Genomic DNA, 12756 nt, shown 5'->3' with positions numbered 1-12756 from the left:
CTTAAGAGGATAAATAGGATTGAATAATCCGCCAGTCCTCTAGCTTTTCAGCAAAAGATTTTATATTTTTTCCTGGGATCGGACTGGTTGATGGCATTTTTTTATAAGCACGTTCTTCTAAAAGCTCTAGACCTATATGCTTTTTAAAAACCTCAAATGCTTTCGCTCCATTAAAGAGTACTAACTGGATATTAGGATATTCTTCAAATAAGGTTTGAAAATCATTTGGTTTTTCATTGCGAATTGCTGCGTCTAAGCTTCCTTCACGCTCACAAGTTTCAATCGTGTCCCAAAGACCGATTGCATTGTGTTTTAACAATGCGATTCTCTTTACATAATCGTCAGGAACCTCCGTCTCTAACAGCTCACTCATAATGGGCCAAAAGTGATTGCGTGGATTGCCATAATACTGTTGCTTTTCTAATGATTGCTTTCCTGGCATTGAGCCTACAATGAGCACCTTTGTTGCTGAATCTACGACTGGTAATAATACATTTTTTATTTCACTGGACACAACAATCACTCCTTTCCTCTATTGTAGCGGAAAATCTGAACCAGCAAGTATATCTTTGCTTGACGTAAATAGGAGATGTCGGGATGAATGCTTCTTACTATACGACTGAACAATTTTATAGCCTATACAGTAGCCTATCCAAGGTGGCAGCTCACCACCGTATAAAAACGGCCTATGCTTTTCTACCCCTTCAACCTGTAAATTCTGCAAAAAATGACTTTTCCATAAAACTAAAAGCTCTGTAGCTGAATATTTTTTTAACCATGGTGCAAGCCACTTTTCTCCGTATAAATCTTTCACTGCACTTTCTGCTAAGCCCTCTAAAATAAGAGCATCCAACAAAGTCATCTCATCGAGGGATTTTTTTAAATTGTGTAAACGGCAGACATGATTATATTCATGTGCGAACAATGCTTGCAGTTCCTGTGTCTCTACTTCTCCAATAAATAAAAAAAGAGCCTGAGGATAAGCCACACCGTTTTTATTGGTCATCGTTTGCTGTTGGGTAATTGGGAAAATATAAATCGGTATAGTCGGACCATTCCATTTCTTTTGCAAGTATATAAATTCTTGCTGTACGCAATCCCACACATTATGCTGCTTTAATTGCTCTACATCGACTGTCTCATCTGGTAGAAAAAGTCCCTGTTGCTGTAAAGAATAGTGTATTTCTTCTGACAAGCCGTCTTGAAATAATTCGACTAAATGATCACAAAGAATGGAGCATTGCAAACTATGTAACTCATCTTTTTTTGTGGATTTTCTGGCATAAACAAATTCATCTAACCACTTATCTGTTGGCACAACTGTCATGTCATCACCTCTTCTCAGCATATGTCGTGAATAGACAATCGGCTAGTGATAAATGCTTCGGATCGCATATATTAGCTTGTAATGACATCGAAAGGAGGGATGATATTGAATCCAGCTGATGCTTATAATCTTTGCTGTAAATATCATGGCAAACGCGTTCGAATCTCGGATTCATCTGGTAGGGTACATGTTGGGGAAATCACTAAAGTAGACAGAAGACAGGTATGGATTCTACCTGATAGAAGACATAGTGGTTATGGTTTAGGTTTTTGGGGATTTGGAGGATTTGGTGGGGAAGGTTTTGGCTATGGAATTGCTTTAGGAACAATCTTAGGGATTGCACTAGCTCCAATCATATTCTTCTAACTCAAACTTTTAATATATGTGAAAAATAAGCCATTTCAAACCTTGTTGAGATGGCTCATTTTTCATTATTGAACTTGCTCCTGTTGCTGTTGTTTACTTTCAATCATCTCGGATATTGTGACAAATGTGTAGCCCTGTTTTTTTAATGCAGGGAGGATTTCTTCTAATGCCTTAATGGTTTGTGTACGATTCCCACCACCATCATGAAATAAAATGACATCTCCAGGCCTCGTTCCCTTCATCACCTTTTGCACAATTTTCTTTACACCAGGCTCTTTCCAATCTTGCGTATCCTGATGCCAAGACCACATCACAACCTTGTAGCCATCCTTTACAGCAGCATTAATCATAGCATCCGTATAATTTCCACCTACAGGACGGAATAAAACTGGGGAAAAACCAGTAATACTATAAATCGTGTCATTTGTCTTTTGAAGCTCCTCTTGCAATTTTTTGATGGAAACTTTAAACGGATGTGTATACGTATGATTGGCTAATTCATGGCCTTCTGTATAAGAACGTAAAACAAGCTCTGGATATTTTTCTGCATTCTTTCCAATAATAAAAAAGGTTGCTTTGGCATCATATTTTGCTAATAAATCAAGCACTGCCGCAGTGTACTTGGGATGTGGGCCATCATCAAAGGTGAGGGCGACAATTTTATCCTCTGTGTTGATATCCCATACCACTTCTCCTGTTTCCTCATAATAAGGGCGACCCTTATCAGCATAGCCTTTCTCTCCTAAAAATCCCGAGATGATTAAAAAGCAAACTGTAAAAACCAATACATGTATACGTGTCATAGCATCACCTCCCAAGTCCGAATTCACAGAACTCCGTCAACTTACTATTTACGAATTGCAATGAAATATACTTATGAAGGATTGTCTGTTTTCTCCTTTTAATTATTTCATAACAATTTTGAACGATATGTGAAAAACAAGGGTTAGTGCTTTATTTTTTCTTTATTGATGTAAAATAAAATTATAAGTGATATATAACAAGTCGATAAATATACACTATGTTGTGTAACACAATGGAAGGGATGACATATATGTGGGTTATTACAGTATTTGAAGAAAACACTTATCGAATGTTTGAATATCGTTCTAAAAGTGAGGCAACAACTGCATTACATATATTTAAACAAACTGCTCTGCTTTCCTATACAAGGTAAAGAGATACAAGGAATCTATTCATCAGGAGTAGATTCCCTTTTTAATTGCCTCCATTAACTTCATCCATCATCTCATTCGTTTTCAGCATTATTCATCTGATGACTTTTTTCAAGGAAATGTTGAACACCTTGCTAGTCATCACCATATGTATATAGAGAAAAGGAGTGATTTCGATGGTGACAATTGAACCTATTATGATTAAAGGGCATTTCTTCACTGCAGTAGTTGTTCAATTACCTAAAACAACGCTACTGACCATTTCTAATACGACAGGCTACATTATGTGTGGAGCTTTAGATGTTGGCCTATTAAATAGTCGCTTAGTTGATCGAAAAATCGTTGCTGGTCGTGCAGTAGGTGTTAAAACAATTGATGAGCTATTAACAGCCCCATTAGAATCGGTAACGTATGAAGCAGAACAACTTGGCATTACTGAAGGAATGACTGGCGTAGAGGCACTTTTAAAAATGATCTAATTGGCTATAAAAAAGCGTCAACTAGACGCTTTTCTTTTTTGTTTGCCAACCGATAGTTGAATAAGCAAATATCCCCTTCCACATACTGTGGGACAAAGGGAGTTGTTGTTATGAATAATGGTCAACATTTTAAGATACACCTAACCTTACTTGCTATCGTCTTAATTGTATTTACCTGGTCAGTCATTAAACCATCCTCCTATTTAGATTGGCTGGCTGAGGTTAGCCCAGGGGTTGTGGCAATAACAGTCGTAGTTTGTATCTATCATAAATTTCGCTTCACCACATTTTCTTATATCATCATTGCCCTATTGTCGATCCTTACTTTTATAGGTGGACATTATACCTATTCAGAGGTTCCTCTTTTTAATTGGCTAAAAGAAGAATTTCATTTCCAACGCAATCACTATGATCGTTTCGGTCATTTTTTAAAAGGTTTATTAGCCATCGTGATAAGGGAAATATTACTTCGAAAGACGCAGCTTACTAAAGGAGCTTGGCTAACAGGTATTACAATTAGTATTTTGCTCGCAATTGCTGCTTTTTATGAAATCATCGAATGGTTAAGTACAAGAATCTCGAAGGGCAGTAAAGGGACGAAAGATTTTTTAGGCATGCAGGGAGATCGCTGGGATGCACAATGGGACATGTTTTTAGCCTTGTTGGGAACTATTTTAACTTTACTTTTCTTCACAAAGCTTCATGATAAATATTTAAAAAGACTAAACAAGGAATAAATTTCTTTGCATAGCATTATTATATACCTTACGAAAGGTGGTTTTGTATGTACTATGCACAAGTCAATCAACAAGTACCCCATCTATCACGCGTTATTACGGTAACTGGCAATGGCCAGGTAATGGCTACTCCAAGCTCTGTACAAATACAAATAGAAGTCCAAACACAAGGCAATAATGTACAAGGCCCTCAGCAGGAAAATGCAAGGATCATGAATCAAGTCATTCAGTCACTAGTAGCCCTCGGTATTCCAAGAGAACAAATACAAACAGCTAGTTATACAGTTACACCACAGTATCATTTTGAGGATGGCAAACAAATTTTTAATGGCTATGAAGTGGTCAATGCCATTACCGTCAATGTATCAAACATCGATAATTTGGGCTTAGTCATTGATACAGCCATAGAAAATGGAGCAAATCGTATTGCCAACATTCAGTTCAAATTGGACCATATAGACGCTTACTATCAGCAAGCATTAAATTTTGCTCTTCAGAATGCACAGTTGAAGGCGAAAACAATAGCAGAAACCATGCATCTTCCTTTACAGCCACTCCCTATAGAAATTGTGGAAGAGCAAGCTAACACACCGATCCTTTACCGCTCTATGGCTGTTTCCTCAGGAGTTACGCCTATAGAACAGGGACAAATTGCTATTGATGCTACTGTCCGCGTAAAATTCCAATACTAAAGACAGGCGCCTTCCACTAATTGATTAGTAGAAGGCTCTCATTTATTTTACAAGTGTATTTTTTTCAATAAGGATTTCATCATCCTCTGTTTTAATAACCATATCAAAATGTTGGCAATATGGATGCATAAATAATTCATATTGAATACGTCGTTCATCATGTGATTGTTTTAAATAATTTATATCTGTCCCTCTATCAAGTACATCACGATCTGATCTTCGCTTAAGCTCTGTAGCCCCATCTGTATAAAAATAAATTTTGAAATCCAATAACTCTGGATCTATAAATGCTACACTCATTCCTTCTACTATCGTGATCTGTTTTTTTGAAGAAATTAATGTGCTTTTCATATAATGTGTACCGATTGTCAATAAATCCAGCCCTGCTCTTATCATCTGAACATCTCTTTCCAATGAAGGAAGGTGATGGGCAGCGGGATGACAAGCGGTCATTTTAAAACGATGATTTACATTTTGATATGTATAATTAATCATTGTCTGTTTGCGAATATCTGAACTAACAATATAAGGATCAGTATTCAAATAATTCACTTCAGCTTGATTTAAAACTTTTAAAAGCTTTTCAGCAAATGTTGTTTTTCCTGCAGCTCCATGACCTGAAATGCCAATAATAATCCTTTTATCAGCAAATCTGATCGATTCCAATATTTCTTGAAAAATCTTCTCCATAGTATTGTTGTCCTCCCTAATTAAAAAGGTATGATGGAAAATTTGCACCATACTCGCTGTACTTTAAAAATAATAACAAACAGTTACAATACATAGAAGTTCATTTTCCAAATTTTTATGCGTTAACTCCATATCATTTCTAGCTTCGATCTAATAAAAACAATTTGACAGGTTGTCAGTCAATAATTATAATAAAAGCATCTTAATTGATATTGATTATCATTTAAGATGCTTTCACTCAATAATTAAATTTAACTTTCACAGTTTGTCTTAGGAGGGATAAATCAAATTTTCCATGAGGGACTCCGAATAAATGTTCGAACGTAGATTGAATGGCTTTAATTCTAGCAATACGTTCATCTTTATTCCATTTAAATAACGATGAATCTACCCAATGGTGGATTGTCGATAGGAAAAATTCTGCCACTAGCGTTGGATTTTCAATGTGAAAGAGCCCCTCTTTATTGCCTTGTATATTTAAATCTGTTAGCAGTGGCGTAAACTGACAAATGGTTTGTACATGTAATATTTGACGCAGAGTAGCATTACTATCATGTTGTAAATATTTAAAGATTTCGACATGGCCTGTTGGATCATCAAGCTCATAAACAAAAATCCATGCAATTTTCTCATACGCCGTAAGTGTCTCATTATAGATGACTTCTGTAAATTCTTGCTTTATTCCTTTAAGTTGCCTATCAATTAATGCATTTGCCAATGCTTCTTTGGATTTAAAGTAATAGTACAGCGTTCCCTGTGCTACTCCCATCCTTTTAGTTATATCAGTAGTTGAGGTTTTTTCATAACCTTTTTCACTAAAAAGAGACTCTGCTGTATCTAAAATCTCATTTCGTCGTTCTGATGCACTTTTTGTTACTCTAATCATTTTCTGAACTACCCCCTTTTTTCATTTAAGCATTTGACTAATAACTAGTCAAATGATCAGAGTGAGAAGAAATATTGTGAAACATTATTGAGTGACTGTCAGTCAAATACTAATTTTTAGGAGGATTTAAATGTTAAAAAAAACCCTTTCTCTATTAGGTTTCACACTTATATTGCTGATTTTAGGTTGTGCACAATCACAGGAAACTATTTCTGAGAAAAAAGACAATACAACTATTAATGGAAACTATCCATTAACACTAGATACCTACACTTATGAAGGACAGAAAATCTCTCAGACTATCCCCAATGCTCCCGAGAAAGTGATGGTCATCGGTTCAGCTGTCGCAGAGTTAATAGTTAAGTTTGGACAGCAAGAAAAAGTCGTTGGATTTGCATATAGTGATTTAACAAATTCAGACTACAAAGATGACATTGACAAACTACCTTTAGTTAGTGAAATGTGGCCAGCTAAGGAGGCTATCATGGCTCTAGAACCTGATTTAATCTACTCTATTGCTTCTGCATTTAGAGAAGAATTAATTGGAAGTATCCCTTCTTGGAACAACCGTGGACTGCCTGTTGTTTCTTCCACCAACTTTACAATAGGACGTAGCATAGATATTTACTTTGAGGAAATTCAAACATTTGGGAAGGTTTTTAATATAGAAGATAAAACGAACAAATATCTAACTGAACAACAAACACGCATAGATGCCATTACTTCTAAAGTTAAGGATTCTAAAGAAAAGCCTACTGTCCTATTGATAAGTGGCGCTAGAGGAAAGTATTTCTACTTCTCACCAAAATGGGCCATGATTGACGAGATGATTGAAGGTGCAGGCGCTACATATTTAGAACTTTCGAAAGAAGACTATATTGAGCTTTCAACAGAGGCAATTATTGCAGCAAATCCAGATAAAATTATCATCACAGAATTCCAAGAGCCTGATCAAGAAAAAACAAAAAATAATTTAATGAATGATAAAAAGCTTCGAACTGTAAAAGCCATTCAAAATAATGAGGTTATGGCCGTAGAATATACAGGAGCTATAAATGGTGGTATTGAGATTGCTGATTTATATGAGGAAGTAGCTGCATTTATCAACCCTGAAATAGTTAATGGAGTGAAAAAAAATGCTCAAAAGTAAATTTTCTTTTTTTACCCTACTTCTATTTTTGATAGTGCTAGTTTTCATTTCTATAATTGCTTCTGTTTCCATAGGACAAGTCAGTATACCATTTCTTGATTCTTGCAAAATTGTTTTATATCAAATTACAGGAATAAACATAGGTCATATAGATACAACTATTTCTAACATGACACTTGAAATCATATGGCAAATTCGTTTTCCCAGAGTTTTATTAGCACTATTCGTCGGGAGTGGTTTGGCACTTTGCGGTAGTGTGATGCAAGCAACCATTCAGAATCCACTTGCAGATCCTTATTTACTTGGTATCTCCTCAGGTGCTTCACTAGGTGCAACATTCTCTATCATATTAGGGTATCAACTCAGCCTTTTTGGAGAATCAAATTTAATGATTTGGGCGTTTCTAGGTGCGTTATTGGCAACATTTCTAGTATTGCTGCTATCAAGTATTGGGGAAAAAATGTCTGTTATTAAACTTATTCTAGCCGGAACTGTTGTCAATGCACTATTTACAGCTCTATCTAATCTATTTATATATTTTGCTAAAGATGCGGAAGGTGTACGTTCAGTATCATTTTGGACAATGGGGAGTTTGTCCACTGCTGATTGGGATGACCTGCCTTTAATCGCTACTACTATTATTATTATAGCTGTATTTTTCCTCTCCCAATGGCGCATTATGAATGCAATGCTTATGGGAGATGATGCTGCTATGACATTAGGTATTAATATAAATACTTATCGAAAAGTATTTTTAGTTATTTCTGCCGCTTTGACAGGCATTATAGTTTCAACATGTGGAATCATTGGCTTTGTTGGGCTTATCATTCCACATATTGTACGCATCTTTACAGGGTCAAATCATCAACAACTACTACCTATTGTTATTTTAGTAGGGGCTATCTTTTTAATCTGGACAGATTTATTAGCAAGGTCAATCATTCCTAACAGCGAATTACCAATTGGCATCGTAACCTCATTATTAGGTGCCCCAGTATTTATGCACATGTTAATAAAAAAGAAATATGGTTTTGGGGGTAACTAATATGGAATTAGATGTAGAAAATGTTTCATTCGCAGTATCAGATGTTGAAATTATCAAAAGTATTTCGCTAAAGGTGAAAGAAGGACAATTTGTTGGCATTATTGGACCGAATGGTTGTGGAAAATCAACACTATTAAAAAACATTTATAAAGTCATAAAACCCACTAGTGGCAAGATTTTTTTAGATGATATAGATATTGTTAAATCCTCTGCCAAAGAAATCGCGAAAAAAATGGGGGTTGTTGGACAATTTAACAACTCGAATTTTGACTTTACTGTCCGTGATATGGTGATGATGGGAAGAACACCACATAAAGGAATATTAGAATCAGATACAAAAAATGATATTGAACTTGTGGATAACATATTACGAAAAGTAAACTTAGAGCATTATGCTTCAAAACATTTCTCTTATCTTTCTGGTGGTGAAAAGCAACGTGTCATTCTCGCACGTGCCTTAGCTCAAGAACCACAGTTTTTAATTTTAGATGAACCTACAAATCACCTAGATATTAAATATCAAATTCAAATTTTATCACTAGTGCAATCATTACAGATTGGTACACTAGCCGCATTGCATGATCTATCTATTGCTGCCATGTATTGTGAATATTTATATGTACTAAAAAATGGTCGCATACTAACACATGGCAAGCCTGAGAAGCTACTAACACCTTCATTAGTAAAAGAGGTTTATGAAGTTGACTGTTGTATCTATCAAAATAATGATACGAATAATATAGTCGTTGCGTATCATCCAGCTTTACCCAATCACTAAAGCTATTTTTGACTGACAACCAATCAATATAAGGAGGAGTATCTATGAATCCAATTTCATCAGAAAAATCAAGTACGTTCTATTCATATAGATGGTTGGCATTAGCGGTGATATTACTTCCAACATTATTAATCTCCTTAAATACTTACATGATACAAATTGCATTACCTTCCATTCAAAACGACTTGCATATATCCTTTTCTCACGCTCAATTACTATTTTCAGGATATTCGGTTGGGCTTGCAACTGCTCTAATAATTGGAGGTAAACTAGGCGATATTTACGGTAGAAAAAAAATATTATGGATTGGCGTATTGTTCTTTACCCTTACTGCTTTCTTAGGAGGAATACTTTCAAGCCCATTGTTATTAGTTGGGATTCGATTTGTTCAAGGCTTAGCCGCAGCCCTTATTCAGCCTCAAGTTTTATCAACAATCCAGGAAATTTTTCCGCCTAGAGAAAAAAATTTAGCTTTCGGCTTGTATGGTGCTGTCATTGGAGTAGCCTTTACCTTTGGCTTAATATTAGGGGGATTATTAGTTCAATGGAATATATTTAACGGCGGTTGGCGAACTGTATTTTTTTTCAATGTTCCAATTGGCATGCTAGTACTCCTTTTGCTCCCTTTTATACCGGAGTCAACGGATAAGAAATCCAATCATATTGATTGGATGGGTTCAATTTTATTAATGGTTAGTATATTTCTACTTATTTATCCTTTATCCGAAGTCCAACAACAAGGATGGCAAACATGGGTTTTTAGCTGTCTACTGCTTTCATTTGTTGTACTTATTCTGTTCATTTATCTTGAGCGATTTAAGCAAAAACTTCAACAATCACCTCTCGTAGACCTAAGTTTATTTAAGCATCGCCCTTTTGTATTTGGCATTTGTTCTGTGCTAGCTATTTACTTAAGTATGTTTGCCTTTTTCTTTATCCTTAGTTACTTTTTACAATATGGCCTAAAGTATGATACAGGAGAAACGAGTTTAGTTTTTCTACCAATAGGAATTGGATTTTTTGTAACGTCTATTATTTCTTCAAAAATTATTAATAAGTATGGTTTTATTGTTTTAAAAATGGGTGCATTATGTATGAGTATGTGTACTTTTTTACTTGTCTTCTTTTTATGGATGGAGCAATATAATTTACTCAGAACTGATGCAATAATCCTTTTATTCGTCTATGGCCTTGGACTTGGTCTTGCTACAACACCTTTAGCAAATGCCATATTGGGTAACATTCCAAAGATTCATATGGGGGTTGCTGCTGGTCTATTTACAACCTTTATGTACTTAGCAAATTCCTTAGCAGTCGCAGGTATTAGTATACTATTTTCTTATTATTTAGGAACAAGTTTAGAGAGCGCTTCTTTGTTAAATTATATACATGCTTTTACTATAAGTTTAATTGTCATTGGACTGTTTTCTATGATAGCCTATATGATTTTGTCACTTTATCATAAAATGATTTTAAGAATAAAAATAAAGCAACAATAAATTACTATTTTGATTTATAGATTTTTCAAATAATGTATGACAAGCTCTTCATTATTTCGAGCTTGTCTACAGTCTGAAATCACCTCGTACACTATCGAGGTGATTTTTTATAACCAACGTTCACTTCTTGTTTCTTTTCGACAACAAAAGAGCACAAAGAATAATACATATCCCTATGAAATGTTTGATTAATAACGGTTCTTTCAATATCAAATATCCAAGTAGAACACCTACTACAGGAACGATATAATTACTAAAAGAGGCAAATAAAGCACCCTCACTTTTAATTAAAAGATTATAAAGCATATACACAATCCCTGCGTGGAAAATGCCTAATATAACAATGGAGACGACCTGAATCCCATTTATGCTTAATCGTAATGGTTGTTCAAGGATAAATGCCATTGGTAATAAAATCACAGTGGCAATTCCTAAAACATTTCTCATATGAACGATTGGTGAACCACCCTCTAACTTCTCCATTAAAATTAACGAAAATGCAAAGCTCAGTGCTGCTAATAGTAGCAGCACATTCCCTAATACTGTCCCTGAACCACTCACCCCTTGTATTGGCCAAGAAAGAATGATGATCCCCAAAAAGCCTAATAGAATGCTAATCGTTTGAAACGAACTAACTTTTTTATTAAAGAAAAAAACAAAGAGAACTGACGTGATAATCGGGACAATTGCTATGAGCATAGACGCAATACTACTGGATACATATTTTTGACCTTGCGCAATGAGGACGAAGGGAATCACTACTTCAAAAATGGCAATCCCAATGTATAATTTACTATTTGCTAAGTAGTTTTCTTTTTTCAAAAATAAGCTCATAATACTTAAGCAGATTGCACCGATTAAAGCTTTTAACAAAGATAAAGTGACAGCTCCCACATCATTCGTAACTAATGCTACGAAGAAAAACTGAGAGCCCCATATACAACTTATTAATAGCAAAAGGCTGTATTTTCTCATTACACTACCTGCCTCTGCCCAAAATAATTTGTTCCTATGACGCCAATAATGATGATGATTCCACCAATAAAGTGATAAAGGTGAAAGACTTCCTGTAAAAACAAAACGCCTGCAAGTATTGTAATGAGCGTAGCAAAGTTACTAAAAACACTCATTTTAGAAGCCTCTAATTTAGATAACGCATAATTGGATAAATAGGACGTACCGAGCGAGGATAATAGCCCTAAATATAAAATCGCGATGACAAAATCAACATGTGTTAATGGCTGAAAAAATTCATCGATTGTACCATTCATCAGATGATTTCCAAGAGCCACCCCATTAAAAATGACAAATCCACATAATGTCATTACATACGTTAAAATCAGTAATGAATATTGCTTTGTAAGCCTTCGTGCAAACACGTTATAAAGCGACGCAGCAAGGGCTGAAAGTAAAATAAGTCCACTGCCGATGACATTTCCTGTAGTTGCATTGGCCCCATTCATAATTAGCATGTAGATAACTCCAAGTACAGATAAACTAATGAAGACGAGCTGTCCACGAGTAGCTTTTTCCTTTAATAATAAACCTGCTAGTGCTAATGTAAAAATAGGAATCGTTGCTTGAATAATTCCAGCCTCTGAAGAGGAAATTTTAGCAAGCCCAAGCACTTGAAAAGTGAAAAAAACAATGGGATACAATATGGCTAACGGTAAAATTTTTAGTAAATCATATTTTTTTATTGTTAGCTTATTTTTCGTAAATACCATTAAAATAACAATACCGATGAAGGCAAACGTAAAGCGATGGGCTAAAATATCAGTTGGACTCGCCACCGTTAATGTAACTTTCACAAACATGAATGAAAGGCCAATGATAAATGCATACGAAATCGCTGCTATATAGGCTTTTCTTTTTTCTGACATACGATAATGCTCCTTCTCAAATCATTCCGGCCGGTATAGTTATCGTATT

The 12756-nt window shown here is 35.2% G+C and carries 15 protein-coding genes; 8 read left to right on the top strand and 7 right to left on the bottom strand.

Features of this window, described 5'->3' with window-relative positions:
• Position 1 precedes the first annotated feature (1 nt).
• Positions 2-514, bottom strand: coding sequence for a DNA-deoxyinosine glycosylase (locus tag MHI34_RS08980; RefSeq protein ID WP_036128664.1), 513 nt, complete (start codon positions 512-514; stop codon positions 2-4).
• Between the two features lie 18 nt (positions 515-532).
• Complete coding sequence (locus MHI34_RS08975; RefSeq protein WP_342504355.1) at positions 533-1327, bottom strand: DUF2268 domain-containing putative Zn-dependent protease; 795 nt, start codon at positions 1325-1327, stop codon at positions 533-535.
• Positions 1328-1432: 105 nt separating this feature from the next.
• On the opposite strand from MHI34_RS08975, the gene MHI34_RS08970 reads away from it, so the two are divergent.
• Positions 1433-1693: a hypothetical protein gene (locus MHI34_RS08970; protein ID WP_036128668.1), complete on the top strand. Its 261-nt coding sequence runs from the start codon at positions 1433-1435 to the stop codon at positions 1691-1693.
• A 65-nt stretch (positions 1694-1758) separates the two neighbouring features.
• On the opposite strand, the gene MHI34_RS08965 is transcribed toward MHI34_RS08970, so the two are convergent.
• Positions 1759-2496 carry a polysaccharide deacetylase family protein gene (locus MHI34_RS08965; RefSeq protein ID WP_036128670.1) on the bottom strand — a complete coding sequence of 246 codons (738 nt, stop codon included), beginning with the start codon at positions 2494-2496 and terminating at the stop codon, positions 1759-1761.
• Between the two features lie 548 nt (positions 2497-3044).
• On the opposite strand from MHI34_RS08965, the gene MHI34_RS08960 reads away from it, so the two are divergent.
• The 3 genes from MHI34_RS08960 to MHI34_RS08950 all read left to right on the top strand — a co-directional run bounded on the left by MHI34_RS08960 (position 3045) and on the right by MHI34_RS08950 (position 4776).
• Positions 3045-3347 (top strand): DUF1805 domain-containing protein, encoded by a 303-nt coding sequence (locus MHI34_RS08960; RefSeq protein WP_036128672.1) that lies wholly within the window; start codon positions 3045-3047, stop codon positions 3345-3347.
• 110 nt (positions 3348-3457) lie between these two features.
• Positions 3458-4084, top strand: coding sequence for a DUF2238 domain-containing protein (locus tag MHI34_RS08955; protein ID WP_036128680.1), 627 nt, complete (start codon positions 3458-3460; stop codon positions 4082-4084).
• A 47-nt stretch (positions 4085-4131) separates the two neighbouring features.
• Positions 4132-4776, top strand: coding sequence for an SIMPL domain-containing protein (locus MHI34_RS08950; protein ID WP_058843880.1), 645 nt, complete (start codon positions 4132-4134; stop codon positions 4774-4776).
• Between the two features lie 42 nt (positions 4777-4818).
• Here the strand turns inward: MHI34_RS08950 and MHI34_RS08945 are convergent, their stop codons facing one another.
• Positions 4819-5466, bottom strand: coding sequence for a phosphoribulokinase (locus MHI34_RS08945; RefSeq protein ID WP_036128684.1), 648 nt, complete (start codon positions 5464-5466; stop codon positions 4819-4821).
• Between the two features lie 238 nt (positions 5467-5704).
• The gene (locus MHI34_RS08940) at positions 5705-6352 is read right to left on the bottom strand and encodes a TetR/AcrR family transcriptional regulator (RefSeq protein WP_058843879.1); all 648 of its coding nucleotides are present in this window, start codon (positions 6350-6352) and stop codon (positions 5705-5707) included.
• Positions 6353-6482: 130 nt separating this feature from the next.
• On the opposite strand from MHI34_RS08940, the gene MHI34_RS08935 reads away from it, so the two are divergent.
• The 4 genes from MHI34_RS08935 to MHI34_RS08920 are packed head-to-tail and all read left to right on the top strand — an operon-like array spanning position 6483 to position 10824.
• Positions 6483-7502 carry an ABC transporter substrate-binding protein gene (locus MHI34_RS08935; RefSeq protein ID WP_058843878.1) on the top strand — a complete coding sequence of 340 codons (1020 nt, stop codon included), beginning with the start codon at positions 6483-6485 and terminating at the stop codon, positions 7500-7502.
• Positions 7489-8547, top strand: coding sequence for an iron ABC transporter permease (locus MHI34_RS08930; RefSeq protein ID WP_036128690.1), 1059 nt, complete (start codon positions 7489-7491; stop codon positions 8545-8547). The genes MHI34_RS08935 and MHI34_RS08930 overlap by 14 nt, the downstream gene beginning before the upstream one ends.
• A gap of 1 nt (position 8548) precedes the next feature.
• Positions 8549-9325, top strand: coding sequence for an ABC transporter ATP-binding protein (locus tag MHI34_RS08925; protein WP_342504354.1), 777 nt, complete (start codon positions 8549-8551; stop codon positions 9323-9325).
• Positions 9326-9369: 44 nt separating this feature from the next.
• Positions 9370-10824 carry an MFS transporter gene (locus MHI34_RS08920; protein WP_342504353.1) on the top strand — a complete coding sequence of 485 codons (1455 nt, stop codon included), beginning with the start codon at positions 9370-9372 and terminating at the stop codon, positions 10822-10824.
• Positions 10825-10944: 120 nt separating this feature from the next.
• Here MHI34_RS08920 and MHI34_RS08915 read toward each other — a convergent pair whose 3' ends face one another.
• Both MHI34_RS08915 and MHI34_RS08910 read right to left on the bottom strand, forming a co-directional pair.
• Positions 10945-11799: a DMT family transporter gene (locus tag MHI34_RS08915; RefSeq protein ID WP_058843875.1), complete on the bottom strand. Its 855-nt coding sequence runs from the start codon at positions 11797-11799 to the stop codon at positions 10945-10947.
• Positions 11799-12707, bottom strand: coding sequence for a DMT family transporter (locus MHI34_RS08910; protein ID WP_058843874.1), 909 nt, complete (start codon positions 12705-12707; stop codon positions 11799-11801). Before MHI34_RS08910 ends, MHI34_RS08915 begins: the two co-directional genes overlap by 1 nt.
• Positions 12708-12756: the final 49 nt, after the last annotated feature.

It is taken from the genome of Lysinibacillus sp. FSL L8-0126 (assembly GCF_038630385.1).
GTDB lineage: Bacteria > Bacillota > Bacilli > Bacillales_A > Planococcaceae > Lysinibacillus > Lysinibacillus fusiformis_D.
Note: the sequence above shows the minus strand (reverse complement) of the source record. Positions and strands in the feature narration are given on the sequence as shown.

Bases quoted from the DNA above. Each gene is read 5' to 3' on its own strand.
- MHI34_RS08975 (WP_342504355.1), bottom strand. From the start codon at position 1,327: ATGACAGTTGTGCCAACAGATAAGTGGTTAGATGAATTTGTTTATGCC.
- MHI34_RS08965 (WP_036128670.1), bottom strand. From the start codon at position 2,496: ATGACACGTATACATGTATTGGTTTTTACAGTTTGCTTTTTAATCATC.
- MHI34_RS08960 (WP_036128672.1), top strand. From the start codon at position 3,045: ATGGTGACAATTGAACCTATTATGATTAAAGGGCATTTCTTCACTGCA.
- MHI34_RS08955 (WP_036128680.1), top strand. From the start codon at position 3,458: ATGAATAATGGTCAACATTTTAAGATACACCTAACCTTACTTGCTATC.
- MHI34_RS08950 (WP_058843880.1), top strand. From the start codon at position 4,132: ATGTACTATGCACAAGTCAATCAACAAGTACCCCATCTATCACGCGTT.
- MHI34_RS08945 (WP_036128684.1), bottom strand. From the start codon at position 5,466: ATGGAGAAGATTTTTCAAGAAATATTGGAATCGATCAGATTTGCTGAT.
- MHI34_RS08940 (WP_058843879.1), bottom strand. From the start codon at position 6,352: ATGATTAGAGTAACAAAAAGTGCATCAGAACGACGAAATGAGATTTTA.
- MHI34_RS08935 (WP_058843878.1), top strand. From the start codon at position 6,483: ATGTTAAAAAAAACCCTTTCTCTATTAGGTTTCACACTTATATTGCTG.
- MHI34_RS08930 (WP_036128690.1), top strand. From the start codon at position 7,489: ATGCTCAAAAGTAAATTTTCTTTTTTTACCCTACTTCTATTTTTGATA.
- MHI34_RS08925 (WP_342504354.1), top strand. From the start codon at position 8,549: ATGGAATTAGATGTAGAAAATGTTTCATTCGCAGTATCAGATGTTGAA.
- MHI34_RS08920 (WP_342504353.1), top strand. From the start codon at position 9,370: ATGAATCCAATTTCATCAGAAAAATCAAGTACGTTCTATTCATATAGA.
- MHI34_RS08915 (WP_058843875.1), bottom strand. From the start codon at position 11,799: ATGAGAAAATACAGCCTTTTGCTATTAATAAGTTGTATATGGGGCTCT.
- MHI34_RS08910 (WP_058843874.1), bottom strand. From the start codon at position 12,707: ATGTCAGAAAAAAGAAAAGCCTATATAGCAGCGATTTCGTATGCATTT.